We start from the raw sequence: 25,715 nt of genomic DNA on the forward strand, positions 1-25,715 counted from the left end.
GGCGGAAGCGTAACCCCGTCCGGACGTCGCACCGACGACCGCCGCTGTGCGGGCTCGTTGCGTGGATGATCCGTCGGCATCCGGGCGGACTCCTCGGCACACGGCACACGGCACACGGCCCGTCGGCGCGGTTCATGCGACGGCGAGCGCCCGGCGGAGCTCCTGGCAGAGTTCTCCGAGGGCCTGGGGCACCGCACGACTGATGCGCGGGAACGCCATGAACCCGTGGGGCATGCCGAAGTAGGTCGTGGTCCGGACGGTGACCCCAGCGTCCTGCAGGGCAGCGGCGAACCGGAGGCCGTCGTCCCGGAGCGGGTCGTGCTCGGCGACCTGCACCAGGGCTGGCGGGAGCCCCGTGAGGTCCGCGGACAACGGCGACGCGTACGGCTCGCGCGGGTCGGCGCCGCCCAGGTAGTGCTGCCGGAAGGCCAGCATGTCGGCCTTGGTGAGGATGGGGGCGGTGGCGTTCTCGTCGATCGACGGACTGGCCATCGTCAGGTCGGTCGCCGGGTACAGGAGCGCCTGGAAGGCGATCGCGGGGCCGGACCGGTCGCGTGCCATCAGCGCGACCACGGCGGCCAGGTTGCCGCCGGCGCTGTCGCCGACGACCGCGACCCGGGACGTGTCCGCACCGAGTTCGCCCGCGCGCCCGACGAGGTCCACGGTGGCGGCGTACGAGTCCTCGGCGGCGGCGGGCCAGCGGTGACCCGGGGCGAGTCGGTAGTCGAGGGACGCGACGACCACCCGGGCGTCCCGTGCGATGTTCGAGGCCAACCAGTCGTAGGTGTCGAGCGTGCCCGAGGTCCAGCCACCACCGTGCACGAGGACCACGAGCGGCGGTGTCCCGGTGAACGTGGTCGGACGGTACAGACGCACCTCGATCGGCCCGTCCTGCCCGGCGGCGGTCGTGTCGCGGACGCTGACCCCCGGTGCGAGGCCGCCGAGCAGCAGGTCGGTGACGGGGTTGTGGCCGACCACTCGTCGCTGGTCGGCGGTGATCTGCGCCTCGGAACGCCGCGTCACCGAAGCCAGTCCGATCAGTCGTCCCAGGACCCTGGTCCGTCGGTCGAGTCCCGTCACCGTTGCTCCTTGCGTCTCCGCGCCGGTTGCGGCGCCGTCCTGGCCTCTGCCGGCAGTCTCCACCCGGCAGGGGGGCCAGCGGTCAGGGAACGGGAGGACCGAGCCTGCCCGTCAGTGCGTGCGCCCCCGCAGCCGGCCGATCCCGAGCACGATCCCGACGACGACCATGCCGAGCACGAGGCCCGCGACGGCCGAGATCGCGGTGTCGACGATCCACGTGACGACGGGTCCGGCGGCCTCGACCGCGTGCTCGACGTGGTGCAGCAGCTCGTACGGCCCCGCCCAGAACGTCTCCGCCATGTTGGCGATGACCAGGTGCCCACCGACCCAGAGCATCGCCACGGTGCCGACGATGCTGATGAACCGGAAGACCGCGGGCATCGCGCTGACGATGCGGGCGCCCGTGCGCCGGGTGCCGCGCGACGGGTTCTTCATCATCTGCAGGCCGATGTCGTCGACCTTGACCAGGAGCGCGACGGCGCCGTAGACGATCAGGGTCATGCCGAGACCGATGACCGCCAGGGCACCGAGCGTCGGCCAGAAGCCGAGGTCCGGGTCCAGGCTCGCCAGGCCGATGAGCATGATCTCGGTGCTCAGGATGAGGTCGGTGCGGATGGCCCCGAACACGAGCTTCGGTTCGGAGACCGTGCTGTCGCTGCTGGCCTCGTGGTGGACGCCGAACCACTCGGTGACCTTCTCGGCACCCTCGAAGCACAGGTACGTGCCGCCGATGACGAGCAGCCACGGCAGCACCCACGGCGCGAACGCCGACAGCAGGAGCGCCAGCGGGATGATGATGACGAACTTGTTGAACAGGCTGCCGAGGGCGATCCGTCCGACCACCGGCAGCTCCCGGGCCGGCTGGAGGCCCTGCACGTACTGCGGGGTGACGGCGGCGTCGTCGATCACGACACCCGCAGTCTTCGCGCTGGCCTTGAGGGCCGCGCTGAGGATGTCGTCCACGACGGCGAGCAGTCCGACTGACATGTGGTGGTCTCCTCGTCGCTTCCCGAACACTGTCCGATCGCACAGACTACTGGCGGCTGCCCGCGAACTCGTCTCCCGGCCGCCGAGGCGCGAGGATGGCCGGATGACACGCGCCGAGACCGTCCGCGACGCCGTCGTGGCCGAGGTCGCCCGGACCGGCTTCCGAGCGCACGGTCTGCACGTGCTCGTGGGCGACGACGACGCCGAGCACCGCTGGACGCCCGACGTGCGGGAGGACGTGCAGTCCATCGCCAAGGGCGTCTGCGTCATCGCGACCGGCATCGCCGTCGCTGACGGGGCGGTCGACCCGGACGCGCCGGTGTCGGCGTCCCTCACCGACGTGGACTTCGGAGCGGGTACCGACGCGGTCACCCTGCGCCACCTGCTGACCATGACGAGCGGCGTCGACCTGCCGTGGTCGCCGACGCTGCTGACCGACTGGCCGGACCTGGCGCGCGAGTTCCTCGGCCGACCCTCACGTGGGCGGGTGTTCCAGTACTCGAACGCCAGCACCTACACGGCCATGCGGGTCCTCGGGGCGCGGGTCGGCGACGTCGGCCGCTTCGTGCAGGACCGGCTGCTCACCCCGCTCGGCATCGACGACGCGGAGTGGGAGCGCTGCCCGAACGGTCACATCGCGGGCGGAGGCGGGCTCCTGCTCCGGACGGCGGAGGTCGCACGTCTGGGTCGGCTCGTCCGGGACGGCGGGAGGGTCGCGGACCGGCAGCTCGTCGCGCCGGAGTGGGTCGCGGCGATGCACGGTGACTGGGTCGCCGCCGGTCGGAGCCCGGCGTACGAGCGGTACGCGCTCGCCGGGTGGGACGGCCCGGGCCGGCTGTGGCGGATGCACGGGGCGAACGGGCAGCTGCAGCTGTTCGACGAGGCCGCGGGCGCGGTCGTGACGATCACGGCGGACGACCACGCCGGTGCCGACGCGGTGGCGGCGTCGGTCGCGGTGCTGCTCGCAGGCGGAGCCCGCTGACGCGTCGGCACACCACCGATGTCGGTGGTACCCGGCAGGCTCGTCCGCAGTTCGATGTTCCTGTTCGGGTCAGGCGCACGAGCCAACGGTGTCGGTACCTGTGGGCAGGTACCGACACCGCCTTCCGTCCGCGTCGCCCTGCTCGCGCTCAGCCGTCGGCGTCGCGCGCCAGCACCGCCACGGTCACGTCGTCCTCGGCGTGCTCCGCGGCGCGGAGGCGCACGGTCTGGAGGAACGCGGCGGTGTCCGGCGCGCGCCGCAGGGTCCGTCCGATGTCGGTCAGCGTGTCGATGGTCCCGTCGCCCAGGTCGAGCGCGCCGTCACTCGTGACGACGAGCGTGTCCCCGGGCTCGAGGACGAGCGCTCCGGCCCGGAAGGGGATGCCGCCCGGGTGCAGGCCGAGCGGGAGGTCCCGCGACCGGCGGATCTCCGACGTGCCGTCGGATCGCAGGTGCAGCACGAGGCCGTGTCCGGCGTCGACGAAGTCCAGACGGCCGGTGCTCGGCGTCAGGCGCGCGTGGAACAGCGTCGCGAAGGCCGAGGCGCGGCTGAGGTCCTCGCTGATCCGCGGCTCGATCGCGGCGACGGCTGCGACGGGCATGAGGTCCTCGTGCTGCCGCAGTGCTGCGCGGAGCCCGGCGGCGAGCAGTGCCGCGGGCTGCTCCTTGCCCATGATGTCGGCGAGGGTGAACGTCACGGCGTCGTCGCCCGCGGTCCAGTCGTGTACGTCCCCGCTGAGGTCGCCGTACGGCACGCTGATGCCGGCGAGACGGTAGCCCGGCACGTCCAGGGGCTGCGGAGCGAGGGCTTCGACGACTTCGAGCAGTCGATCGTGCTGGAGGCCCATGGCCAGGGCCCGCTCGGTCCAGTGACCGAGGTCGATGAGGGCCGCTTCGTCCTGGGGGCTGAACTCCCGCGGCTCGACGTCCATCAAGCACAGGGTCCCGATGGCGACGTCGCCCGGCATGGTCAGGGGGACACCGGCGTAGAAGCGGATGCCCCGGCTCGTGACGCCCGGCAGGTCGGCGGTGCGCGGATCGGCGGCGGTGTCGGGCACGACGGTCGGCCCGGGCCGCTGCACGGTGAGCTGGCAGAACGACCACTCGAGCGGCACGGTCGTGGCCTCGCCCGGGACGTTCGGCGTCAGCGTGTGCAGGAGCGCGTCGTCGAGCAGGTTCACGTACGACATCGGCACGGCGAAGAGGTCGCGCGCGATGCGGACGATGCGTTCGAGGCGCTCGGTCGGGGCCGCGTCGACGATGTCCAACGCCGCCACGAGTGCCGCGCGCGCGGACGGCGAACCGTCGGTGTCCATCTGCTCCCCCACGAGGTCGATCGGAGGCATCCTCCCACGCCCGTCCCGGGCACGGTCAGGTGTCTCCCGGGTCGGCCCCGCCCTCGGTGTCTGTGTCGGTGTCGACCGGACCGAGCGCGTCGAGGACGCGGTGCGAGACCGACCGGAGGGTCTCCGCATCCGCCGCCACGGGCCTCCAGAACAGCTGCTCGAGGGCGGCGGTGTGTGCGCGGATGCCGGCGAGGACGGCCCGGCGGCCGTCCGGGGTCATGACCACCCAGCTGCCGCGGCCGTCCGACGGGCAGTCGGCGCGCTCGACGAGTCCCCTGGCGACCATGCGCGTGACCTGGTGGCTGACGCGCGACTTCTCCCACCCGATGCCGACGGCCACGTCGCGGACCCGCAGTCGGTGCTCGGGGTCGCGGTGCAGCCCGATGAGGATCTCGAACTCGGGCACGGAGATGCCCGCACCGCGCTGCACGGCCAGGTCCAGCGCCCGGTCGAGCCCGCGCCAGACGTCGTGGAACGCGTCCCACGTGGCCCAGTCGTGGCCGTCGACGCCGTGCTCCACCATCCGGCCAGCGTATCCAAGGCGGCGGCGGTCGGGGCCGAGGATCGTCCGTCCGGCTGACTCCTGGGCGGCACACGGCGGCCTCCGAGGAGACGTCGGGGGAGCGGCCTACGATCGAGAGCATGCCGCCCGCACGCCTCCAGGACTGCACCGACGACGCGCTCGCCCTCGTCGGGCGGTGGCTGGACGCCTCTCGGGGCGCGAAGCCCGACGCCGGGGCGGCCCGACTCGCCGAGGTCCTGCGCGACGACCGCGGTCTCGACTTCGCCCGCGGGTTCATCGACAAGGTGATCCGCCCTGACGACCCGAAGGTCGCGGCGCGGAACCTCGAGAAGGCCAGCCGGGACGTCCCCGACTTCCTCGCCTGGTACCTCCGCGGAGCGGTCACGGTCGGCGGCGGGTTCGCGACCATGGCACCGTGGGCCGTCATCCCGTCCGCGCGACGTGTGCTGCGACGACTCGCCGGGCACCTGGTGGTCGACGCGCCACCCGCGCGGCTCGGGTCGGCGCTCGCCAAGGTCGCCGGGACCGGCAGCCGCCTCGACGTCGTCCCGCTCGGCCCGGCCGTGCTCGGCCCGGACGAGAGTGCTCGCCGCCTCCGCTGGACCACCGACCTGCTCGGTCGTCCCGACGTGCCGGCCGTGTCCTTCGCGGTGTCCGAGGTCCTGCCGCCGTCGTCGCCATGGGCGCTCGACACCGCCACCGAGCAGGCCGTCGAACGGCTCGTCCCGGTGTTCCGCGCCGCCGTCGCGGGCGACAGCACGATCACGTTCCGGACCGGTGACCCGCGCGACCTCGACCTGACCGCGGCGGTCTTCCGCGAGCTGCTCGACATGGACGAGTTCGCCCACACCACCGCCGGGATCACCCTGCCGGCCGACCTCCCCGACAGCGCCGGGGTGCTCGCCTCGTTGACCGAGTGGGCGACGGCGCGGCGCCACCGTGGTGGGGCACCGGTCCGGGTCCGGCTCGTCGCCGGTGCACGCGGTGCGTCCGGCCTGGCCGACGCGCTCGTCCACGACCGTCCCCTGGCCACGTACGCGACGCGCCAGGCGACGGACACCGCCCTCCTCCGCCTGCTCGACGCGGCGCTGACGCCCGAGCACACCGACGCGGTCCGGGTGACGCTCGCCGGACACGACCTGTTCGCGATCGCCGCCGCGCGGGTGCTCGCCGACCGCCGCGGGGTGGGCGACGCGCTCGAGGTCGAGGTGCTCCTCGGGACGGCGGGCACCGCCCTCGACGCCGTCCGGGCCGACCTCGGGACCGTCACCGTCAGCACCCCGGTCGTGCAGCCCGACGAGTTCGACGCCGCGATCCCGTACCTCGCCCGACGGCTCCGCGAGGGTGCGACCTCGACGGCGTTCTCGATCGGCACGGACGACGCCGTGGCCGCACGGGAACGCGAGCGCTTCACCACCGCCGTCGCCGCGCTCGACGACCCGGCGCCGACGACCCTCCGCACGCAGGACCGCCGTGCGCCCCTCGGCCCTCCCGCGATCACCGTCGTGCACCCACCCGCAGCGGACACCGACCCCACCGTCGCCGCGAACCGGGAGTGGGCGGCCGACCTGCTCCGCCGGGTGACCCGTTCGCAGCTCGGCACCGCGACGATCCGCGGTGCCCGGGTCACCGACCGTCAGCGACTCGAACGGACCATCGCCCGGACCGCCCAGGCGGGCGTGAACTGGGGGCGGCAGGATCCCCAGGACCGTGCCGAGCTGCTCGACCTCGTCGCCCACCAGCTCGAGGTCCGTCGCGCAGCCCTGGTCGAGGTCGTGGTCACCGAGACCGCGATGACCCTCACCGACGCCGACCGGCAGGTCAGCGCAGCGGTCGACGCCGCGCACCACGCCGCCGACCGTGCCCGGCACCTGACCGACGTCGCCGGCGCCGTCTTCGTCCCACCGCGTCTGACCGTGGTCGTCCCGCCGTGGAACTCCCCGGTCGCGACGCCCGCCGACGGGGTGCTCTCGGCGCTCGCGGCCGGCAGCGGTGTCGTGCTGAAGCCGTCCCCCCTCGCCAAGCGGTCCGGCGCCGTGCTCGCCGACGTGCTCTGGGACGCCGGGGTCCCGCATTCGCTCCTGCAGCTCGTCGACCTCGACGTCGACGAACTCGGCCGTGACCTCGTCGCCCACCCCGCGGTCGACCGGGTGCTGCTCACCGGCTCCTCCGACACCGCCCGGTCCTTCCGCTGGTGGCGGGCGGGCCTCCCGCTGATCGCGGACACCGGAGCGGTCAACGCGGCTGTGGTGACCCCGGCGGCGGACGTCGACCAGGCGGTGCGCGACGTGGTCGCCTCGGCGTTCGGTCAGTCCGGCCAGGCGGCCCGCGCGGTGTCACTCGTCGTCCTGGTCGGGTCCGTCGGCGAGGACGACCGCTTCCGACGTCAGCTCGCCGACGCCACCCGCGCGCTCCGGGTCGCCTGGCCTACGGATCCCGCCGCACAGGTGGGACCGCTCCTCGTCGAACCGACCGGCGCCGCCCGCGCCGCGCTGACCGAACTCGCGCCGGGGGAGTCCTGGCTCGTCGAGCCCACCGTCCTCGACGAGTCCGGTCGGCTCTGGTCGCCGGGCGTCCGCGTCGGCGTCCGTCCCGGCAGCGCCTTCGCGCAGACCGCCGCGGCCGTCCCCGTGCTCGGTGTGGTGCACGTCGAGACCCTCGACGAGGCGATCGCGATCCAGAACGGCACCGAACACGGCCTGGTGGAGGCCCTGCACACGCTCGACGTCGACGAGGTCGCGGCGTGGACGGACCGCGTGGCCGCCGGCTCCCTCGTGGTGAACCGGCCGACCACGGACCCGGTCGTCGGACGACAGCCGGCCGGGGGATGGGGGCGCGCCGCGGTCGGCGCGGGTGCCGCACGCGGTGGACCGGAGTCCGTCGCCGTGCTCGGTCACTGGGCACCCGTCCCGCGCACGGTCCACAAGAGCATCCAGCTGCACGGCCTGCCGCCGCGGGTCACCGCGCTCATCGAGGCCGCCCGCAGCGGGCTGTCGTTCGAGGAGTTCGACCTGGTCCGAGCCGGTGCGACGAGCGACGCGGAGGCCCGGCAGACACGGTTCGGCCGGTCCCGCGACACCGCCGACCTCCGGGTCGAGCGGAACGTGCTCCGGTACCGCCCGCAGTCCGTGGTCGTCCGGCAGTCCGAGGGCGTCGGGACGGGTGAGCTCGTCCGGACCCTCGCCGCCGCGACCGCCGCCCGCGCGCACGTCCTGCTCAGCACCGCCCGCGCGCTGCCCGGCCCGCTGACCCAGCTGTTCGCCGGGCGTCGGTCACCGCTCGACGTGGTCGACCACCTGGTGGAGACGGACGAGGAGTTCCTCGCCCGGGCGGCGTCTGGTGCCCTCTTCCGCGAGGACTGGTCGGGTGGCACCGACGAACCGCAGGACGCGATCGACATCGTGCTGTCCCAGGGCTTCGAACCGCGGCCGCACACCGCGTTCGCCGGGCCGGGCTCCCGGATCCGGCTGCTCGGCGGGGACCCCCTCGCGGTCGAGGAAGCGCTCGGCGCCGGCATCGAGACCGCCATCCACGACGCGCCCGTCGTCGAGGCCGGTGTCGTCGAGATGGCGCACTACCTCCGCGAGCAGACGGTCATCGTCACGGCCCACCGTCACGGCGACGTCGACCCGGAGTTCGCCCGCCTCCGGCTCTGACCGCGTGGACCTGGGGCATCCCCGTGAGGGCACTGCCGGAGCGGCGTAACGTCGCGACCATGACTGCAGGAGAGCGTGACAACGGCGTCCAGACCGAGCCGATCATGGACGGTGCGAACGACGCGACGAACGACGACAAGCTGCACGGCCTCGTGGAGCAGGTCCAGCACGACCACGGCGACGAGGGCGCCGGCGTGATGGCCGACCACCTCCGTGACCGTCTCGACGAGACCGGTGTCGAGGCCGAGGACCCGGCGTCCGAGGTCGAGTAGCCCCGGCCCCCGCGCACGACGGAGCCCCGCCGACCACCTGGCCGGCGGGGCTCCGTCGCGTCGGCGTCCCCGTCCTCAGTCGACGACGTGCACGAGCGCGGTCTTCTCCTCCGTGGCCCCGGAGCCGTCCGGGACGAACAGGAACCGCACACCGTGGTGCCCCGCAGCGAGCGGGACGTCGACCGACCAGCGACCGCCGGACGCGCGGGTCTCACCGATCTTCTCGCGCAGACGGAAGGCGACCAGGCGGCCCTCCGGCGCGGTGCCCTCGAAGTGCACCAGCCCGTCGTGGCGCTGGTACTCCGCCGCCTGCTCGAAGGTGAAGGGGGTGCTCGGCTGTGCCGCGACGACGAAGGCCTGCCGCACGCTGTCGCTGACCGGGCCGCCGCGCTCCGGTCGCAGGTCGAAGCGCAGGACGAGCACGCCGGACTCCGTCGCGGGCACGTCGAGGCGCCACCGCCCGTCCTGCACCGGCGCGGTCCCCAGCGGCACGCCCTCGGTGTCCGTCACGGTCACCGCACCACGGGTGGCGGTCCCACTGACGGTCACCTTCCCGTCGACGGGCTGCAGGGGGTGGGCACGGTCGACGTCGACGGAGAACGCGTCGTCGGACGGGACGGTCGACCCGTCGTCGCCGCCGGAGCCCTCGCCGGGGCCGGGGTGTCCGCCGCCGTCGCCCTCACCGGGGCCGGGGTGTCCGCCGCCGTCGCCACCGCCGGCCTCGTCACCGTCGAAGCGGTAGTGGTCCACGTCCACGTCTGAGGACGCGCTGCCGAGGGTCTGACGTACCGAGACCTCGTTCTCACCGCGGACGAAGTGGACGTGGACGGTGGCGATGCCGTCGGCGCCGGCCACGGCGGTCTCGGTCCGACCGTTCGCGGAGACCTCGACCTCCGCTCCCGGCACCGCGCGGTACCGGATCCCGTGCTCGGTGTCGCCAGCGACGATCGCCCGGCGGAGGCGCTCGAGGCCGCGCTCGTCGGTCTGGTCGACGGGTGCACTCAGACCGAGACCGTGGAAGTCCACGTCGACGGGCCGTTCCGTGCCGTTCGCGACGATCGTGTACCGGGCCGTGTCCGCTCCCGCGGGTTCGAGCCGGAAGACGGCGTCGTGCTGCGGCGTCGCCGACTCGGCCTGGACGACATCACCGGAGGCGTCGCGGAGCAGGACGGCGGACGGCGCGGAGACGCTGACGGCCAGGCGCACCCATCGCTTCGCGCCGGAGGCGTGCTGCTCCTGGACGACGTCGGTGACGACGGAGGACGCGGCGGCCGCAGCGGCGGTGTGCACGGTCGGCGCGAGCGGAGCGGCGTTCGCCGGGGCGGCGAGGACCGCGGGGGCGAGCAGACACGTGCCGAGCACGGCAGCCGAGCCGACGAGGACTGGGCGGATGTTCATGGTGCACCTTCCTGGAGTGTGTACGGACTCCTGGATGATGACGCGCGGCCATGAACATCACATGGGTGTGATGTATACCAGTCGCGCCGACGTGTCGGCGATCAGCGGCGGCGCCCGGTCCCCACGAGGGCGACCTCCAACACCGTCAGCAGCGTGGCGATCCACACCTGCCGGACCGCGAAGCGTCGGGACTGCCGGTCGAACAGCGCGAGCGGGACCATCGTGAGCCCGTGCACGGCGTCCACGACGGCGCCGAGCGTGTGGGCCTCCGGGGTCCCGGCACGTCCCGTGATCGTCGCCTGTGAGAGCTGCCGGACGCCGAGGACCCGCCCGAGGACCGCGGGCCGACCGAGCGCCCGCCGTGCCCCGAGCAGGTGCGCCACACCGATGCCGGCGCGGAGGACCTCGACGACGGCGGCGCGGTCCACCCCGGTGGTGCTGGTCCGGCGGCTCATCGGCGGCGTCCTGCCGCGGTGGCGAGGGCGACCCCGGCGATGCCGAGCGCCGCTCCGAGGATCCCGTTGCCGAGTCGGCGGTGCTCGACCCACCAGGTCTGCGGTGACCAGTCGTGCGACTGCTCGTCGAAGGCCCCGTGCGCCCCGTGGTCGCCGGGTACCGGCTCGTACAGGTTGACGCCGATCTCCTCGCCGTCCTTGTCCGGGATCTGCTGCCCGCTCACGAGCGTCTTCGCCGCGTACCAGTCCGCGAAGCGCCCGCTGATCCGGTTGGCCAGGATCGTGTAGACCGTGGACTCCCCGACCCAGGTGCGACGACGGGGGCGTTCGGCGGTGACGGCGATGGCGCGGGCACCGACCTCGGGCTGGTAGATCGGCGCGACCGGCTGCGCGTGGTGCGGGAGCGACGACTGCACCCACCCGAACTGGATCGTGTTGAGGGCCGGCATGTCCACCCGGCTGATCTGCACCTTGCTGCCCTGCTCGATGAGCTCGGAGACGACCGACTCGGTGAACCCGACGATCGCGTGCTTCGACCCGCAGTAGGCACCCTGCAGGGGGATGCCCCGCGAGCCCAGGGCCGAACCGACCTGGATGACGTGCCCGGAGTCGCGCGGCACCATGCGCGTCAGTGCCGCACGGGTGCCGTTCACGAACCCGAGGTAGTCGACCTGCGTCGCGCGCTCGAAGTCCTCCGGCGCGGTGTCGAGGAACCTGCCGAACACCCCGACCATGACGCCGTTCACCCAGAGGTCGATCGGACCGAGCTCCGCCTCGACGCGGTCGGCGGCGTCCTCGACGGCCTGGCGGTCGGCGACGTCGGCCACGAGCGCGAGTCCACGCTGCCCGGCCGCCTCGACCTCCGCGACGGCCGCGCGCACGCCGTCCTCACCACGGGCGAGCACGGCGACGTCCCAGCCGCGTGCCGCGAGCTCCCGGACCGTGGCCCGTCCCAGTCCAGCCGATCCACCGGTCACCACAGCCACTCGTGTCATGCGTCCCTTCTACCGGACGCTGCGACCCGTGTGTCAGCCGGTGTCCCCCGATCCCCGGCCCGCCGTCGCGCTCGCGATCGGTCAGGCGCGCGGCCCCGCGAACCGCGTCAGGACGCCGGGGGAGTACAGCACCGAGTCCGGCTCGAGCTCGGTGAGCGCGGCGGGCAGGCCGGCGGCGCGGACCAGGTCGTCGCGCAGTCCGCGGAGCGTCGCCCGGTGCAGCACCCACGCGTCGTGCTCGTTCGGCCACCACGCGGTCCGACCGGCCCGTCCGACGTGCATGCCCCACCGTGCGGTGAGGAACGACTCGAGCGGCGTCGGCTCGGCGATCGGCTCGCCGACCTCGACCTCCAGACGGGACCGCAGGTGCGTGCCGTGGCGGTGCACCGCGTACGCCGTCCGGTCGCCGTCCTGCCGTCGGCCGGCCCGCGCCCAGTGGTACGGCGTCCCAGTGACGACCCGGGCGGCGGCAGCGGGCAGCAGCTTCCCCGCGTCGAGCGACAGGAACACGACGCCGCGCCGACCGGTGTCGTCCCGTGTGTAGACGCGGACGTTGACCTCGAGGAAGTCGCCGAGGCCGCCGGTCCGGCCGAGCGGTCCGAGCGGCGGGAACCGGGTGTCCTCGAAGCTGAACGCGATGAGCCCCACCCACGTCGTCACCCCGTCGTCGGAGCCGTCGGGACCCATGGTGTCCGGTCGGGTCCCGGCCGGCAGGAGCGGTGCGACCGCGGACACGTCCACCCGCCAGTGCACGAAGACGACGTCCCGCCAGGCCTGCTCGATCCACGGGCGCCCCGGCAGCGCGGGCGCGGTCGCCGAGACCGGGTCGACGGGCCCGCCCGGGAGGACCGGATCACCACCGGCAGGCACGGTCGCCGTCACCGCGTGCCCCCGTCCGTCGCCTCGGGGTCGATGTGTCCGACGGCCGAGACGTCGTCCCAGCCCTCCTGCGGCGTCGCACACGTGCCGCGGAACACGTACTGCGAGGGCCGCTTCCGCTCGTTCGACACCCAGTCGATCGCCGGCCGGCGACGCTCCGGCGGGGTGTACCCGATCCGGTAGACGGCCATCAGTTCGAGCTCCGGTGGCACCTCGAGCAGCTGCTCCACCTCGTTCCACGACTCCTCGATCTCCATCGGGAACGAGACGAACTGGATGCCGAGACCGAGCTCGGTCGTGGCGAGCCAGATGTTCTCCATCGCAGCGCCCATGCTGAACACCGAGTAGAAGGCGTTGCGGGCCTCCTTCCGGTACTCGTCCCGGTCGAGCATCACCCCGAGGAGCAGCGGCGAGCCGGCCACGAGCTTCCGGTTCTCCTCGCCGAGGGTCTGCGGCACCCGGAGCGCGTTCATGAGGAACTGCCCGCGCTTGGTGAACACCTGGCTCGTGAACGGGCGCAGCGGCGCGGGGAGCTTGTCGAAGAGCATGCCGGAGCGGCGCTCGTCCATCTCCGCCTGCGAGAACCGGAAGTACGGCTTGTACCGCTCGAAGAACGTCCCCTCGGACATGGTCTTCGTCATCGTCCGACCGCTGATGTCGGCGATCCGGTCGATCGTCTCGCGCTCCTCGACCAGGACGAACCGCCACGGCTGGCTGTTCAGCTGCGAGGGCGCGCGACCCGCGAGTTCGACCAGCAGTCGCTGGTGTTCCTCGGACACCGGGTCGGGCAAGAACGCCCCGTTGGTGGTGCGACGGCGCCGGATGGCCTCGATGAGTTCCACTGCTGTCCTTCGGACTGGGTCGGCTGGGGCGGTCAGCGCCGCAGGAGGACCGCCCCCAGGTAGGACGGTGCCGCGGCGACCGCGGTCTTCCAGTGTGCTCCGCTGCGGGGGTCGGTCCGTGGAGCGAGCGCCAGCGGCACGAGCGCGGGCAGCAGGAACAGGCCGGCCCGCGACCGCGTCCACACCGGCGTCGTCGCGGCGGCACCGGTCAGCGCCGCGGTGACGACGAACAGGCCGTGGTGGACGACCCGCAGCTTCCGGGTGCGGATGAGGCGCACCGCCACGGCGGTGCCCCACAGGCAGTTGACCACGTACGCGACGGCCGCAGCGGTGACCATCCGCCGGGCGGTGGTCGAGCCGGGAGGCGTGCCGCGCCTCCCGGCTGTCGTCGTCCGTCCCATGGTCGCGAAGCTCCGCACCGGGGTCAGTCGGAGCCGCGGCTGACGAGCTTCGACAGCACGATCGCCGAACGGGTGTGGTCGACCTGGGGCGCGAGGCGGACCCGGTCGAGGGCTTCCTCGAGCGCCGGGAGGTCCCGCGACCGCATGTGCACGACGGCGTCGGCGCTGCCGGTAACGGTGCCGGCGTCGACGACCTCGGGGACGGCGTCGAGCAGCGTCCGGAGTTCGTCGGGTGAGACCGTGCCGCGGCAGTACAGCTCGACCCAGGCCTCGGTGCCGCGGTCGTCCACCGCGGGGTCGACCTTGATCGTGAAGCCCTGGATGACCCCGTCGGCCACGAGTCGGTCGACGCGACGCTTCACGGCGGAGGCCGAGAGCCCGACGACCGAACCGATCTCGCCGTAGCCCGCGCGGGCGTTCTCCCGGAGCTGGTCGAGGATGCGGTGGTCGAGCGAATCCATTGTCCCGATCCTACGCGGGCTCCTTGCGAGACCAGCACGTCCGACGCAGGAATCGTGCGCCCGGAGCGCGGCGTCGGTGCTGTGCCGGACCTCCCTCCTGTGCCAGACTCAGGACAGGCGTCGACCTGGTCCGCCTCCGGCGAGTGAGCCTGCGTCTCGTCGGAGCTCTCACCGTGGTGGTTCCTGGCAGGCTCGGGCCCCGGTCCTGGAGGACCTCGTGTCGAACACCGCACCCCAGCCCACCGCCGTTCCGCAGCGCACGGCCACCAAGCGCACCATCCTCATGTGCAAGCCGACCCACTACACGGTCAGCTACCGGATCAACCCCTGGATGCACCCGGAGGAGCCGACCGACACCTCGAAGGCCGTCGAGCAGTGGCAGTCCCTGGTCGACGTCTACGAGCAGCTCGGCTTCGAGATCCACCAGATCGAGCCCGTCGAGGGCCTGCCAGACATGGTCTACGCGGCCAACGGTGGCTTCGTGCTCGACGGTGTCGCGTACGGCGCGAAGTTCCAGTACCCGGAGCGCCAGCCCGAGGGTCCGGCGTACATGGACTGGTTCCGCCAGGCCGGCCTGACCGTCGCCGAGCCCGAGGAGACGAACGAGGGCGAGGGCGACTTCCTCCTCATCGGCGACACCATCTACGCCGGCACGGGGTTCCGTTCGGACAGCACCTCCCACGAGGAGCTCGCCCGGGTGTACGGCCGCGAGGTCGTCACCCTGAAGCTGATCAACCCGAGCTTCTACCACCTGGACACCGCCATCGCGGCGCTCGACCCGGTGCCCGACGCCGAGGGGAAGTCGAACATCGCGTACCTCGAGAGCGCCTTCGACGAGCCGTCCCTCGCCATCCTGCGCGAGCGCTTCCCGGACGCGATCATCGCCACCGAGGAGGACGCCGCGATCCTCGGCCTCAACTCGTACTCCGACGGGTACAACGTCGTGATCGCCTCCCGGGCCACCACGTTCGCCTCGCAGCTCCGTGAGAAGGGCTACAACCCGATCGGCGTCGACCTGTCCGAGCTGCTCCTCGGTGGCGGCGGCGTGAAGTGCTGCACGCTCGACCTGCACCCCGTCGGCACCGGCACCTCGGTGGCGCGGTCCTGATGGCCGGCGCGCTGGGGGCGAACACGGCCGCCGCGCTCGCCGTGGAGGACCGCACCCTCGCCCACAACTACAGTCCGCTGCCGGTCGTCATCGCGTCCGGTTCCGGGGCGACCGTCACCGACGTCGACGGCCGGACGTACCTCGACGGGCTCGCGGCGTACTCGGCGGTGAACTTCGGGCACGGCAACCCGCGCCTCCTCACCGCGGCCCGCGACCAGCTCGACCGCGTGACCCTGACCAGCCGCGCGTTCGTCACCGACCGGCTCGGACCCTTCGCCGAGGGGCTCACCGCGCTCACCGGCACCGAGATGATGCTGCCGATGAACACCGGCGCCGAAGCGGTGGAGTCCGCGATCAAGGTCGCCCGAGCCTGGGGCTACCGCGTCAAGGGCGTCCCGCAGGGGCAGGCCACGGTCATCGTCGCGAGCGGGAACTTCCACGGCCGCACCACGACGATCATCTCGTTCTCCGACGACCCCTCGGCGCGGGACGACTTCGGTCCGTACACGCCGGGCTTCCGGACCGTCCCGTACGGCGACGCGTCGGCGCTCCGGGACGCGATGGACGACACCGTCGTGGCCGTGCTGCTCGAGCCGATCCAGGGCGAGGGCGGCGTGGTGATCCCGCCGGCGGACTACCTGCCCGCGGTCCGCGCGGTCTGTGACGAGTTCGGTGCGCTATTCATCGCCGACGAGATCCAGTCCGGGCTCGGCCGCACCGGGCACACCCTCGCCGTCGAGCGCGTCGGCGTGACCCCGGACCTCGTCACGCTCGGCAAGGCGCTCGGTGGGGGGATCGTCCCGGTCTCGGCCGTGGTCGGGCGCGCGGACGTGCTCGGGGTCCTGCGCCCCGGGGAGCACGGGTCGACCTTCGGCGGCAACCCGCTCGCCGCGGCCGTCGGCACCGAGGTCGTGGCGATGCTCGCCGAGGGCACCTTCCAGCAGCGGGCGCTCGACGGCGAACCGGTGCTCCGCGGGTACCTCGACGAGCTCATGGACGAGGGCGTCGTCGCACACCGGGTCGCCGGACTGTGGGCCGGCATCGACATCGACCCCGCGCTCGGCACCGGCAAGGAGGTCGCGAAGGACCTCGCGGACCGCGGGGTGCTCGTGAAGGACACGCACGGCTCGACGATCCGCTTCGCCCCGCCGCTCGTCGTCACGGACGAGGAGATCGGCACCGCGATGCAGGCCCTCGGCGCGGTCCTCCGCGCCCGCGCCCCGCGCGGCGCCTGAGCGGCGGCCAGCCGGCTGGCCGGCGCGAGCCGCACCCGCACAACAGGAACCGGCTCGAACCACGGACGTCCGCGGTTCGAGCCGGTTCCTGTTGTGCCCGCCAGTGCGCGCCGCGTTGCGCGCCTCGCGCGCCGTGGCGGCCGGAGCCTGCTGCGCAGCGGACGGGAGGCGCGGTGCCAGTCCGCTCCGCGCCTCCCGTCCGACGGCGCTCGCTAGACGCGGCCCGGCGCGTACGCCTCGGCCAGGCGGTCCATCAGTGCGTCCTTCTCCTCGTCGACGACCTGCGCCTCCGGGTGGGCGTCGTACCAGGCGACCAGCTCGCGGGCACCCTCGCGGAACGTCGTCCGCGCCGCCCAGCCCGGCACGAGCGTCCGCACCTTGCTGTTGTCGAAGACCATGCTGTTCGCCTTGTCGCCCACGACCCCGGCACCCCAGTCGGCGTCGGCGGCCATGATCGCGTCCGAGGGGACGTGCACGATCGTCGGCTCGGGCGCTCCCGCCGCGGCTGCGACCTCCTGGTGGATGCGGTCCCACGTCGGCGACTCCTGCCCGGTGATGTGGAACGCCTCGCCGATCGCCTCGGCCCGGTCGAGCACCCCGACGAACGCGACCGCGAAGTCCCGCACATGCGTGAGCGTCCACAGCGAGGTCCCGTCGCCCGGCACGATGACCGGCTTGCCGCGGCGCATCCGGTCCACGACCGTCCACCCGCCGTCGAACGGCAGCAGCGTCTCGTCGTAGGTGTGCGACGGCCGGATGATCGTCATCGGGAAGTCGTCCTGCCGGTAGGCCGCGACGAGCAGGTCCTCGCACGCGATCTTGTCCCGCGAGTACTGCCAGTACGGGTTCTTCAGCGGCGTCGACTCCGTCACCGGCAGGTGCGTCGGCGGGGTCTGGTACGCCGAGGCCGAGCTGATGAAGACGTACTGCCTGGTCTTCCCGGCGAACAGGTCGATGTCGGCCTGCACCTGGTCGGGCGTGAACGCCACGAAGTCCGCCACGACGTCGAACGTGCGGTCGCCGAGCGCCGCCGCGACGGCGTCGCGGTCCGACACGTCGGCCTGGAGGCGCGTCACCGCGTCCGGGAGCGCCCGCTTCTCCGTCGTGCCCCGGTTGAGCACGCTGACGTCGAAGCCCTGGTCCACCGCCTCGCGGACGCAGGCGGCGCTGATGACGCCGCTCCCGCCGATGAACAGCACACTGGGTCCGGTCATGGATGCTCCCTTGCTCCCGGCGGTGCATCCGCGCACCGCGTCCCTTGCGATCCTGCACCTCAGGGGCTGGGGCGGGCGTCGAGGACCGCGGGGAGGCTCGTCGTCGCGGACGCCCACTCGGCGGCTATCGGGCTGACCCAGCGGAGCAGTTCGATCGCGTAGTCGTGGTCCCGGCGAAGGTCTCGCTGGTGGATCGGCTCGTGGTGAGCCGCGCGGTTGCGGACGAAGTGCAGTTGCTGCAGCCGTGCTCGTACCTGGCGCTGGCGGGTCAGGACGTCGACGGGCCCTTCTGGGAACGCGCGGTGGAGAGCCGGTGTCCAGAGGGCCGTGAGGTAACGGCTCTCGACGAGGTACCGCCAGAAGCCGAAGCTCAGCTCGGCCAAGACCCGTCCATGCGTCTCCGCTCCACCGTGTCGCGCGGCCCGTGAGCGCGCCTTCGCAAGGTCTGCGCTGCCCTGCCGGTCGAGCGGGACGTGGTCGAACCACGATCGGGACGAGTATCGGCGTTCCGACCAGTTGCGCAACGCACGGTCCATCGCGTTCCTCGCCACGACCTCGACGATGCCAGTGAGTTCCAGGACGCTGGAACTCGCGCGCATGTTCCACTCGTAGAGACGCAGTGCTCGACTCTGGCTCGTGGTCGCTCGGGAGTAGGAGGACAACCGTGCCGGGGTCAGCAAGACGGCGACGTCATCGTCGCTTCGGTGCATCTCGTGTCCTTTCGTCGCGTCGGGTCGTCGTGTAAAGTCGTTGCCGAAGACCCCGGAACGATCACTGGCCACGGCCACATCGCCGGGGTTTCGTCTTGTCCGGCCGCAACTGATACTTCAGCGTACCGGTGCCTGCCCCGCTGCAGAGGCGGCTCACCCGCTGAGGACTACCGTCACGGGCGGTGCCGCACCGACGCGGCCACGACAGGAGTGACAGCACATGGAGTACCGCTACCTCGGCAACTCGGGCCTCAAGGTCTCCGAGATCACGTACGGCAACTGGCTCACCCACGCCTCCCAGGTCGAGAACGACGCGGCGATCGCCTGCGTCAAGGCCGCCCTCGAGGTCGGCATCTCGACGTTCGACACCGCGGACGTCTACGCCAACACCGGCGCCGAGACCGTCCTCGGTGAAGCGCTGAAGGGCGAGCGCCGCCAGTCGCTCGAGATCGCCACGAAGGTCTTCGGGCCGACCGGTCCCAAGGGCCACAACGACACCGGGCTGTCGCGCAAGCACATCCTCGAGTCGATCGACGGCTCCCTCGGCCGCCTGCAGACCGACTACGTCGACCTGTACCAGGCGCACCGCTTCGACCACGAGACGCCGCTCGAGGAGACGATGCAGGCGTTCGCCGACATCGTGCGCCAGGGCAAGGTCCTGTACGTCGGCGTCTCCGAGTGGACGGCCGACCAGCTCCGTGCCGGTGCCGCACTGGCGAAGGACCTCGGGTTCCAGCTCATCTCGAACCAGCCGCAGTACTCCGCGCTGTGGCGGGTCATCGAGGAGGAGGTCGTCCCCACCTCGAAGGAGCTCGGCATCTCGCAGATCGTCTGGTCACCGATCGCGCAGGGCGTCCTGACGGGCAAGTACCAGCCCGGTCAGCCGCTGCCCGAGGGCTCGCGCGCCACCGACGACAAGGGCGGCGCGAAGATGATCGAGCGCTTCATGAACGACGAGGTCCTCTCGGCCGTGCAGGAGCTCAAGCCGATCGCCGACGAACTGAGTCTCTCGATGGCGCAGCTCGCCGTGGCGTGGGTCCTGCAGAACGAGAACGTGGCGTCGGCGATCATCGGCGCTTCGCGACCGGAGCAGGTGCACGACAACGCCGGCGCTGCCGGGGTGCAGATCCCGGCCGAGCTGATGAGCCGCATCGACGACGCCCTCGGTGGTGTCGTCGAGCGCGACCCGGCGAAGACGAACGACAGCAGCCCGAAGACCCGCGAGGCGTAGGCCGCGCTGCCCGGCCGGGAGGAGCCTCCCGGCCGGTGCCGCACAACAGAAAGCGGCTCGAACCGTGGATTCCCGAGGTTCGAGCCGCTTCCTGTTGTGCGGGGACGATCCGAACCGCGACCGCGACCGCGGACCGGGACGACGCCCACCAACGCAAAAGAGCCCCTCACTCTCGTGAGGGGCTCTTCACCGTGGCTGGACGCGGCGTCGATCCGCGGACCTTTCGATTTTCAGTCGAACGCTCTACCAACTGAGCTACCCAGCCGTGGCGACCCTGACGGGACTTGAACCCGCGACCTCCGCCGTGACAGGGCGGCACGCTAACCAACTGCGCTACAGGGCCATGTGGAATTACTTGTGGTGCTGATCTTGCTCGGTTTCGTTCTGTTCTGCTTGCTGTCCCCCGATGAGGAGTGACCCCAACGGGATTCGAACCCGTGCTGCCGCCGTGAAAGGGCGGTGTCCTAGGCCACTAAACGATGGGGCCGCAAGCAGTGCATCGCGCTACCGATGGACAAGCATACGGACGGCCGGCCCTCTTGCCAAATCGAGCCCGTCCGACGCCGTCCTTCGGCGTGTCGCGGGTGTTCCCGCACGAACGAGCGTGCTGACTCCCGCACCGCTCAGGACGTGCACCTCGATGGACCTTCAGCAAGCAGGCCGAGCGGTGTCCCACGGTGACGCCCGCCGCGGTGGAACCATCGACAGCGGCCACTCACCCCTCCACGGGGGTGTCCCCGGGCTCGGTCGTGTTGTTACTGTTGCGTTTGTTGACAGTGTGACGCACGCCGCACCGCACCGTTACGAGATCGAGACCATGACGACATCCTCATCGCCCGCTCGCCCCCGCCGCCGCTTCGTCGCCGCCGGGGTGTCCGTCGTCCTCGCGGCCGGAGCCCTCGTGGCACTCGTGCCGAGCGGCGCCGCTTCCGCCGCGAGCTACCCGAGCTGGGACGACGTGCAGGCCGCCAAGCAGTCGCAGGCCGCACAGTCCGAGAAGGTCTCCGAGATCAAGGGCCTCATCGCCCAGCTCGAGTCCGCGTCCGCCGCCAAGGAGAAGGCCGCCGCTGCTGCCGGGACGGCCTACCAGGACGCCCAGACGGAGTACGACCGCAAGGCGCTCGAGCAGCGGAAGCTCCAGGCCCAGGCGGACGAGGCGGCCAAGACCGCTTCCGCGTCCGAGGCGCAGGCGGGACAACTCGCCGCGCAGCTCGGCCGCTCGAACGCCGAGGACGTCACCACGGACCTCCTCACGAAGCCCTCGGCCTCCGGCGACCTGCTGTACGAACTCGGCGCCATGTCGAAGCTCACCGAACAGGCCGACGGCATCTACTCCGAGGCGAGCCAGGACCGCGGCACCGCGCAGGCGCTGGCCGACAAGTCGAAGGTCGCCGAGGACGCCCTCGGTGACCTCGCCGACGAGGCCCAGGCGAAGATGCGCGCTGCGCAGGACGCGGCCGACCAGGCGCAGGCCGCGGTCGCCGCCCAGCAGGCGAACCAGGACCGCCTGGAGGCCCAGCTCGCCGCCCTGACGTCGAAGACCGAGACGACGCAGGCCCAGTACGAGAAGGGCGTCCGTGCCGAGAAGGCGCGGCAGGCCCGCCTCGCGGCGGCCCGCGCCGCGGCGGCTGCCGAAGCGGCGAAGGCGCTGCCGCCGGTCGCGACCGCCGGAGTGCCCGCACCCGCGACCGGGAACGTCCCCGCGGCCTCGTCCGGGTGGGTCCGGCCCGCCGCCGGCTACCAGTCGAGCCCGTACGGCCTGCGCGTCGACCCGTACACGCACGTCTACACACTGCACGCGGGCGTCGACCTGGCCCCGGCCTGCTACTCGCCCATCTACGCAGCGGCATCCGGCACGGTGACCTTCGCGGGGAACGGCGGCGGGTACGGCAACGAGGTCATCCTCGACAACGGCGGCGGCATCTCGACGGCCTACGGGCACATCGTCGACGGCGGGATCATGGTCTCCTCCGGGCAGCACGTCACCGCCGGCCAGCAGATCGCCCAGGTCGGCTCGACCGGCTGGTCGACCGGCTGCCACCTGCACTTTGAAACCCGGGTGAACGGCGCAGCCGTCGACCCCGTCCCCTTCATGGCAGCGCGGGGGATCTCGGTATGAGCACGAGCACTGCCAGGAGGCACTGACCCGATGAAGAAGCCTGCACGTTCCCTGGTCTGCGGGATCGCCACCGTCTTGATGCTCAGCCTCGGGCTGTCCGTCGCGGTCGCCGTCCCCGCCCAGGCCGCACCGTCCGCTCCGTCGTGGAAGGACGTGCAGGCAGCGAAGGACGACCAGGCGGAGCAGCAGCGCACCGTCAACGCGCTCACCGCCCGGATGGCGACGCTGCAGGACCGGGTGGACCGCACCGGTGCGACCGTGCAGGAGGCCGGGCAGACGTACGCGCTGGCGGCCTCCCGGCAGCAGCAGGCGAAGGACGCCCTCGACGGCCTCACCGCGGAGTCAGAGCGGGCGAAGGCCGCGGCGGACGAGTCGGCCGGTCAGGTCGCGGCGCTCGTCGTCGAGCTGTCCCGGTCGGGTGGTGGGGATCTGTCGACCTCGATGCTCGTCGACTCGCGTGACGTCGACGACCTGCTCTACCAGGTCGGCACGATGTCACACCTGTCAGAGCGATCGGCCACCGTGCTCGAGCGGGCGCAGGCCGACCGCCGCACGGTCGACTCCCTCGCGGCCCAGCAGCGTCAGGCGACGAAGGCCCTCGCGGACGCCACGGACGCCACGAAGGACGCCTTCGACGCCGCGAACGACGTCGCCGCCGACGCGCAGTCGGCGCTGCAGGCCGGCCAGGAGGCGCAGGACGAGGTGCTCGAGCAGCTCGCCTTCCTCAAGGGCACGACGGTCGCGACCGAGCAGGCGTACTGGTCGGCGAAGCAGGCCGAGCAGGCGGAGATCGAGCTCGCGGCGCAGGCGAAGCGTGCGGCGACGCGTCCGACCCGGCCGGGCGCTGCTCGTCCCACCGCCGAGACCGGTGCCGACGGTGCGGCCGCGGGTGGGGGGAACGCCACGGGGTCGACGCCGTCGAGGAACCCGGCGAACCCGTCCGTCCCGGCACCGGCAGCACCGAAGCCCGCAGCCCCGAAGCCCGTCGCACCGGCCCCGCAGCCGGCGGCGCCGAAGCCGGTGGCACCGAAGCCCGCCCCCGCTCCTGCGCCCGCGCCGGCTCCGGCACCCAAGCCCGTGAGCAGTCCGTCGAAGGCCGCCGGCGCGATCGCGTACGCCCGTGCGCAGCTCGGCAAGCCGTACCTCATCGGCGGCGCCGGGCCGAACTCGTGGGACTGCTCGGGCCTCGTGATGATGGCCTACAACTCGCAGGGCATCGCGACCGGTGGCCACAACGTGGTCTGGCAATACAACTACTTCGGCTCGATCGGCCGACTCGTGCCGCTGTCGCAGCGTCAGCCCGGCGACATCCTGTTCTACTCGCACACCGGTACCGCTGCCGGCGGCTACCACGACTCGATCTACACGGGCGGCGGCATGATGGTCGAGGCCGCGAACCCCCAGGTCGGTGTGGTCGAGCGGCCGATCTGGCTGCCGGGCGACCTGCTGCCCTACGTGGCGCGGCCCTCCGGCGCGGTCTGACGCGAGCCGACCCGGCGCACTGCCGCGGAACGCGCCCCACAACGAACAACGCGCCCCGTCGGAACGGGGCGCGTTGTGCGTTGCGGGGCGCGAGGCCCCGGCGTCAGTGACCAGTCGGCACGTACGCGGCCTGGCCGGCCTGCACGATGGCCTCGGCCTCGGCGGCGTCGCCCCAGCCCTCGGCCTTGACCCACTTGTTCGGCTCGAGGTCCTTGTAGCGCTCGAAGAAGTGCGCGATCTCGGCCTTGGTCTGCTCCGGGACGTCCGCGATGTCCTGGATGTGCGCCCAGCGCGGGTCCTTCGCGGGGACGACGAGGACCTTCTCGTCCTTGCCGGCCTCGTCGCTCATCTTGAAGACGCCGACCGGGCGGACCTTGACGCCCACACCGGGGAAGGTCGGGAACTCGAGGAGGAGCAGCGCGTCCACGGGGTCGCCGTCGTCGGCCAGGGTCTTCTCGAAGAAGCCGTAGTCCGTCGGGTAGACGAACGAGGTGAAGAGCACGCGGTCCAGGTACACGCGACCGGTCTCGTGGTCGACCTCGTACTTGTTGCGGCTGCCCTTGGGGATCTCGACGACGACGTCGTACGCGGCCATGTGCACTCCTTGGTTCTTCCGGTGGTGGTCTGTCGGCCGTCGGGACGGCCCGGCTAACGTTACCGGGTGAACACTCCGCGCCCCCGGCTGGACCCCGCGGTCGCCGAGATCAGGCGGTCCGTCCGGTCCCTGCTCGAACGCGCCCGGGCCGACGGCACCATGGCGTCGGGCGACCTCGTGCTGGTCGCCCTGAGCGGCGGCCCGGACTCGCTCGCGCTCGCGGCCGCCACCGCGTTCGAGGCGCCGAAGCAGGACCTCCGTGCCGGTGCCGTCGTCGTCGACCACGCGCTCCAGGCGGGGTCCGAGGCGGTGGCGGGACGGGCCTCCCGGCAGGCCGCCGAGCTGGGACTCGACCCGGTGACGGTCCGCCGGGTCACCGTCGGCTCCGACGGCGGCCCGGAGGGCGCCGCCCGCGAGGCCCGCCACGCGGCCCTCACCGAGGTTGCGGCCGCCACCGGGTCACCCCTCGTGCTCCTCGGGCACACGCTCGACGACCAGGCCGAGACGGTGCTGCTCGGCCTGTTGCGCGGCAGCGGACCGGACAGCCTGTCCGGGATGGAGCCGTTGACCGCCCGCGCCGCGGGGCCCACGTACGGACGTCCGCTCCTCGGGGTCCGGCGGCACGTGACCCGGCAGGCCTGCGCTGCGTCCGGCCTGGTGCCGTGGGACGACCCGCAGAACACCGACCCGACGTACGCCCGCGTGCGGGTGCGGACCGCGCTGATGCCCGTGCTCGAACGCGAGCTCGGGGCCGGCGTCCCGGAGGCGTTGGCGCGCACGGCCGACCAGCTCCGCGAGGACGCCGCGGCGCTCGACCACTTCGCCGAGGAGATGGCCGAGGACCTCGCCGAGCACTCCGAGGCGGGGATCTCGCTGTCCGTCCCCGAGCTGGCCGCGAACCCCCCGGCGCTCCGGCAGCGGCTGGTCCGGCTCGCGGTGGAGGGCGAGTTCGGGGTGACGCTGTCCCGGACGCAGACGCTCGAGGTGTGCCGGCTCGTGACCGACTGGCGCGGGCAGGGGCCGATCGACCTCCCCGGCGTCCGGGCCACCCGGTCCGGTGAGCGGGTGTCCTTCGCCGCCAGGGAGCCCCATCCGGGCGGTTAGGGTGGTGTGGTGGAACTCTCCGACGTGCAGGCAGACCTCTCCGAAGTGCTCTTCACCCCCGAGCAGATCGACGACAAGATCGCCGAGCTCGCCGCAGCGGTGGACCGTGACTACGCCGGGCGCGACCCGCTGCTCGTCGGCGTGCTGAAGGGCGCGGTCATGGTCATGGCCGACTTCTCCCGCCACCTCAAGATGCAGGCGCGGATGGACTGGATGGCCGTGTCCTCCTACGGCTCCGGCACGAAGTCGTCCGGTGTGGTGCGGATCCTCAAGGACCTCGACACCGACCTGCACGACCGCGACGTCATCATCGTCGAGGACATCATCGACTCCGGCCTGACGCTGTCCTGGCTCAAGCAGAACCTCGAGTCCCGCGGGGCCGCGAGCGTCGAGATCGTCGCGCTGCTCCGCAAGCCCGAGGCCGCCAAGGTCGAGGTCGACGTCAAGTACGCCGGGTTCGAGATCCCGGACGCCTTCGTCGTCGGGTTCGGTCTCGACTACGACGAGCGCTACCGCAACCTGCGCGGCATCGGCGTCCTCGCGCCGCACGTCTACTCCTGACGGGCGAGCGGGAGTTCGCCCGCAGAGGACACCCATTCTCGCCACAGAGTCACCGCCGTATGCTGACTCGCACGCACTTC

24 protein-coding genes and 3 tRNA genes are annotated in these 25,715 nt (G+C 72.5%); 10 read left to right on the forward strand and 17 right to left on the reverse strand.

The annotated features are described in order from the left end of the window. Nucleotides 1-132 precede the first annotated feature (132 nt). Complete coding sequence (locus DEJ34_RS00570) at nucleotides 133-1,080, reverse strand: alpha/beta hydrolase (RefSeq protein WP_181422187.1); 948 nt, start codon at nucleotides 1,078-1,080, stop codon at nucleotides 133-135. Between the two features lie 111 nt (nucleotides 1,081-1,191). Next, on the reverse strand, nucleotides 1,192-2,067 hold the full coding sequence (locus DEJ34_RS00575; protein ID WP_110910729.1) for a DUF808 domain-containing protein: 876 nt from the start codon (nucleotides 2,065-2,067) through the stop codon (nucleotides 1,192-1,194). Nucleotides 2,068-2,170: 103 nt separating this feature from the next. On the opposite strand from DEJ34_RS00575, the gene DEJ34_RS00580 reads away from it, so the two are divergent. Beyond that, the gene (locus DEJ34_RS00580) at nucleotides 2,171-3,049 is read left to right on the forward strand and encodes a serine hydrolase domain-containing protein (protein ID WP_110910728.1); all 879 of its coding nucleotides are present in this window, start codon (nucleotides 2,171-2,173) and stop codon (nucleotides 3,047-3,049) included. A 148-nt stretch (nucleotides 3,050-3,197) separates the two neighbouring features. On the opposite strand, the gene DEJ34_RS00585 is transcribed toward DEJ34_RS00580, so the two are convergent. Continuing rightward, nucleotides 3,198-4,394 carry a PP2C family protein-serine/threonine phosphatase gene (locus DEJ34_RS00585; protein ID WP_181422186.1) on the reverse strand — a complete coding sequence of 399 codons (1,197 nt, stop codon included), beginning with the start codon at nucleotides 4,392-4,394 and terminating at the stop codon, nucleotides 3,198-3,200. Nucleotides 4,395-4,419: 25 nt separating this feature from the next. Next, nucleotides 4,420-4,917: a MarR family winged helix-turn-helix transcriptional regulator gene (locus DEJ34_RS00590; protein ID WP_110910726.1), complete on the reverse strand. Its 498-nt coding sequence runs from the start codon at nucleotides 4,915-4,917 to the stop codon at nucleotides 4,420-4,422. Between the two features lie 119 nt (nucleotides 4,918-5,036). Between DEJ34_RS00590 and DEJ34_RS00595 the strand changes: the two genes are divergently transcribed. Both DEJ34_RS00595 and DEJ34_RS00600 read left to right on the forward strand, forming a co-directional pair. Then, entirely contained in the window at nucleotides 5,037-8,573 is a 3,537-nt protein-coding gene (locus DEJ34_RS00595; RefSeq protein WP_110910725.1) for a proline dehydrogenase family protein, read from the forward strand. Nucleotides 8,574-8,632: 59 nt separating this feature from the next. Continuing rightward, entirely contained in the window at nucleotides 8,633-8,845 is a 213-nt protein-coding gene (locus DEJ34_RS00600; RefSeq protein ID WP_110825686.1) for a hypothetical protein, read from the forward strand. A gap of 75 nt (nucleotides 8,846-8,920) precedes the next feature. On the opposite strand, the gene DEJ34_RS00605 is transcribed toward DEJ34_RS00600, so the two are convergent. The 7 genes from DEJ34_RS00605 to DEJ34_RS00635 all read right to left on the reverse strand — a co-directional run bounded on the left by DEJ34_RS00605 (nucleotide 8,921) and on the right by DEJ34_RS00635 (nucleotide 14,276). After that, nucleotides 8,921-10,243 carry a hypothetical protein gene (locus DEJ34_RS00605; protein WP_110910724.1) on the reverse strand — a complete coding sequence of 441 codons (1,323 nt, stop codon included), beginning with the start codon at nucleotides 10,241-10,243 and terminating at the stop codon, nucleotides 8,921-8,923. Between the two features lie 101 nt (nucleotides 10,244-10,344). Further along, on the reverse strand, nucleotides 10,345-10,698 hold the full coding sequence (locus tag DEJ34_RS00610; protein ID WP_110910723.1) for a hypothetical protein: 354 nt from the start codon (nucleotides 10,696-10,698) through the stop codon (nucleotides 10,345-10,347). After that, nucleotides 10,695-11,693, reverse strand: a complete 999-nt coding sequence (locus DEJ34_RS00615; RefSeq protein ID WP_110910722.1) for an SDR family oxidoreductase — start codon at nucleotides 11,691-11,693, stop codon at nucleotides 10,695-10,697. Before DEJ34_RS00615 ends, DEJ34_RS00610 begins: the two co-directional genes overlap by 4 nt. Nucleotides 11,694-11,774: 81 nt before the next feature. Continuing rightward, on the reverse strand, nucleotides 11,775-12,575 hold the full coding sequence (locus DEJ34_RS00620) for a YqjF family protein (RefSeq protein WP_258368195.1): 801 nt from the start codon (nucleotides 12,573-12,575) through the stop codon (nucleotides 11,775-11,777). After that, a complete protein-coding gene (locus tag DEJ34_RS00625) occupies nucleotides 12,572-13,414 on the reverse strand; it encodes a nitroreductase family protein (protein ID WP_110910721.1) in 843 nt (280 codons plus the stop codon). The genes DEJ34_RS00620 and DEJ34_RS00625 overlap by 4 nt, the downstream gene beginning before the upstream one ends. 32 nt (nucleotides 13,415-13,446) lie before the next feature. Next, entirely contained in the window at nucleotides 13,447-13,752 is a 306-nt protein-coding gene (locus DEJ34_RS00630) for a hypothetical protein (protein WP_110900843.1), read from the reverse strand. 86 nt (nucleotides 13,753-13,838) lie between these two features. Further along, complete coding sequence (locus DEJ34_RS00635; RefSeq protein WP_110825680.1) at nucleotides 13,839-14,276, reverse strand: Lrp/AsnC family transcriptional regulator; 438 nt, start codon at nucleotides 14,274-14,276, stop codon at nucleotides 13,839-13,841. Between the two features lie 283 nt (nucleotides 14,277-14,559). Between DEJ34_RS00635 and ddaH the strand changes: the two genes are divergently transcribed. After that, a complete protein-coding gene (gene ddaH / locus DEJ34_RS00640) occupies nucleotides 14,560-15,384 on the forward strand; it encodes a dimethylargininase (protein ID WP_110825807.1) in 825 nt (274 codons plus the stop codon). Next, the gene (rocD, locus tag DEJ34_RS00645) at nucleotides 15,384-16,619 is read left to right on the forward strand and encodes an ornithine--oxo-acid transaminase (RefSeq protein ID WP_110889581.1); all 1,236 of its coding nucleotides are present in this window, start codon (nucleotides 15,384-15,386) and stop codon (nucleotides 16,617-16,619) included. Before ddaH ends, rocD begins: the two co-directional genes overlap by 1 nt. A gap of 212 nt (nucleotides 16,620-16,831) precedes the next feature. On the opposite strand, the gene DEJ34_RS00650 is transcribed toward rocD, so the two are convergent. Together DEJ34_RS00650 and DEJ34_RS00655 are read right to left on the reverse strand one after the other, a co-directional pair. Next, entirely contained in the window at nucleotides 16,832-17,833 is a 1,002-nt protein-coding gene (locus DEJ34_RS00650; RefSeq protein WP_110910720.1) for an SDR family oxidoreductase, read from the reverse strand. A gap of 59 nt (nucleotides 17,834-17,892) precedes the next feature. Continuing rightward, a complete protein-coding gene (locus tag DEJ34_RS00655) occupies nucleotides 17,893-18,432 on the reverse strand; it encodes a hypothetical protein (protein WP_284180694.1) in 540 nt (179 codons plus the stop codon). A gap of 331 nt (nucleotides 18,433-18,763) precedes the next feature. On the opposite strand from DEJ34_RS00655, the gene DEJ34_RS00660 reads away from it, so the two are divergent. Then, the gene (locus tag DEJ34_RS00660; protein ID WP_110900846.1) at nucleotides 18,764-19,774 is read left to right on the forward strand and encodes an aldo/keto reductase family protein; all 1,011 of its coding nucleotides are present in this window, start codon (nucleotides 18,764-18,766) and stop codon (nucleotides 19,772-19,774) included. A 192-nt stretch (nucleotides 19,775-19,966) separates the two neighbouring features. Here DEJ34_RS00660 and DEJ34_RS00665 read toward each other — a convergent pair. The 3 genes from DEJ34_RS00665 to DEJ34_RS00675 all read right to left on the reverse strand — a co-directional run bounded on the left by DEJ34_RS00665 (nucleotide 19,967) and on the right by DEJ34_RS00675 (nucleotide 20,261). Next, nucleotides 19,967-20,039: transfer RNA gene (locus tag DEJ34_RS00665), tRNA-Phe, on the reverse strand. Nucleotide 20,040: 1 nt separating this feature from the next. After that, nucleotides 20,041-20,117 (reverse strand) — tRNA-Asp (locus DEJ34_RS00670). Nucleotides 20,118-20,188: 71 nt separating this feature from the next. After that, nucleotides 20,189-20,261: transfer RNA gene (locus DEJ34_RS00675), tRNA-Glu, on the reverse strand. Between the two features lie 330 nt (nucleotides 20,262-20,591). Between DEJ34_RS00675 and DEJ34_RS00680 the strand changes: the two genes are divergently transcribed. Beyond that, nucleotides 20,592-21,893 carry a M23 family metallopeptidase gene (locus DEJ34_RS00680; protein WP_146236874.1) on the forward strand — a complete coding sequence of 434 codons (1,302 nt, stop codon included), beginning with the start codon at nucleotides 20,592-20,594 and terminating at the stop codon, nucleotides 21,891-21,893. 30 nt (nucleotides 21,894-21,923) lie between these two features. After that, entirely contained in the window at nucleotides 21,924-23,375 is a 1,452-nt protein-coding gene (locus DEJ34_RS00685; protein ID WP_110910718.1) for a C40 family peptidase, read from the forward strand. Between the two features lie 103 nt (nucleotides 23,376-23,478). Here the strand turns inward: DEJ34_RS00685 and DEJ34_RS00690 are convergent, their stop codons facing one another. Continuing rightward, complete coding sequence (locus DEJ34_RS00690; RefSeq protein WP_110825673.1) at nucleotides 23,479-23,970, reverse strand: inorganic diphosphatase; 492 nt, start codon at nucleotides 23,968-23,970, stop codon at nucleotides 23,479-23,481. 66 nt (nucleotides 23,971-24,036) lie between these two features. Here DEJ34_RS00690 and tilS point away from each other — a divergent pair, with 66 nt between their 5' ends. Together tilS and hpt are read left to right on the forward strand one after the other, a co-directional pair. Further along, nucleotides 24,037-25,074, forward strand: coding sequence for a tRNA lysidine(34) synthetase TilS (gene tilS / locus DEJ34_RS00695; RefSeq protein ID WP_110910717.1), 1,038 nt, complete (start codon nucleotides 24,037-24,039; stop codon nucleotides 25,072-25,074). Nucleotides 25,075-25,083: 9 nt separating this feature from the next. Then, complete coding sequence (gene hpt / locus DEJ34_RS00700) at nucleotides 25,084-25,635, forward strand: hypoxanthine phosphoribosyltransferase (protein ID WP_110889508.1); 552 nt, start codon at nucleotides 25,084-25,086, stop codon at nucleotides 25,633-25,635. Nucleotides 25,636-25,715: the final 80 nt, after the last annotated feature.

It is taken from the genome of Curtobacterium sp. MCPF17_050 (assembly GCF_003224435.2).
Lineage (GTDB): Bacteria > Actinomycetota > Actinomycetes > Actinomycetales > Microbacteriaceae > Curtobacterium.

Bases quoted from the DNA above. Each gene is read 5' to 3' on its own strand.
- DEJ34_RS00600 (WP_110825686.1), top strand. From the start codon at position 8,633: ATGACTGCAGGAGAGCGTGACAACGGCGTCCAGACCGAGCCGATCATG.
- DEJ34_RS00575 (WP_110910729.1), bottom strand. From the start codon at position 2,067: ATGTCAGTCGGACTGCTCGCCGTCGTGGACGACATCCTCAGCGCGGCC.
- DEJ34_RS00630 (WP_110900843.1), bottom strand. From the start codon at position 13,752: ATGGTCACCGCTGCGGCCGTCGCGTACGTGGTCAACTGCCTGTGGGGC.
- DEJ34_RS00635 (WP_110825680.1), bottom strand. From the start codon at position 14,276: ATGGATTCGCTCGACCACCGCATCCTCGACCAGCTCCGGGAGAACGCC.
- DEJ34_RS00590 (WP_110910726.1), bottom strand. From the start codon at position 4,917: ATGGTGGAGCACGGCGTCGACGGCCACGACTGGGCCACGTGGGACGCG.
- DEJ34_RS00580 (WP_110910728.1), top strand. From the start codon at position 2,171: ATGACACGCGCCGAGACCGTCCGCGACGCCGTCGTGGCCGAGGTCGCC.
- ddaH (WP_110825807.1), top strand. From the start codon at position 14,560: ATGTGCAAGCCGACCCACTACACGGTCAGCTACCGGATCAACCCCTGG.
- DEJ34_RS00585 (WP_181422186.1), bottom strand. From the start codon at position 4,394: ATGCCTCCGATCGACCTCGTGGGGGAGCAGATGGACACCGACGGTTCG.
- DEJ34_RS00690 (WP_110825673.1), bottom strand. From the start codon at position 23,970: ATGGCCGCGTACGACGTCGTCGTCGAGATCCCCAAGGGCAGCCGCAAC.
- DEJ34_RS00685 (WP_110910718.1), top strand. From the start codon at position 21,924: ATGAAGAAGCCTGCACGTTCCCTGGTCTGCGGGATCGCCACCGTCTTG.
- DEJ34_RS00660 (WP_110900846.1), top strand. From the start codon at position 18,764: ATGGAGTACCGCTACCTCGGCAACTCGGGCCTCAAGGTCTCCGAGATC.
- DEJ34_RS00615 (WP_110910722.1), bottom strand. From the start codon at position 11,693: ATGACACGAGTGGCTGTGGTGACCGGTGGATCGGCTGGACTGGGACGG.
- DEJ34_RS00605 (WP_110910724.1), bottom strand. From the start codon at position 10,243: ATGAACATCCGCCCAGTCCTCGTCGGCTCGGCTGCCGTGCTCGGCACG.
- DEJ34_RS00595 (WP_110910725.1), top strand. From the start codon at position 5,037: ATGCCGCCCGCACGCCTCCAGGACTGCACCGACGACGCGCTCGCCCTC.
- rocD (WP_110889581.1), top strand. From the start codon at position 15,384: ATGGCCGGCGCGCTGGGGGCGAACACGGCCGCCGCGCTCGCCGTGGAG.
- DEJ34_RS00680 (WP_146236874.1), top strand. From the start codon at position 20,592: ATGACGACATCCTCATCGCCCGCTCGCCCCCGCCGCCGCTTCGTCGCC.
- DEJ34_RS00655 (WP_284180694.1), bottom strand. From the start codon at position 18,432: ATGCGCGCGAGTTCCAGCGTCCTGGAACTCACTGGCATCGTCGAGGTC.
- DEJ34_RS00610 (WP_110910723.1), bottom strand. From the start codon at position 10,698: ATGAGCCGCCGGACCAGCACCACCGGGGTGGACCGCGCCGCCGTCGTC.
- DEJ34_RS00650 (WP_110910720.1), bottom strand. From the start codon at position 17,833: ATGACCGGACCCAGTGTGCTGTTCATCGGCGGGAGCGGCGTCATCAGC.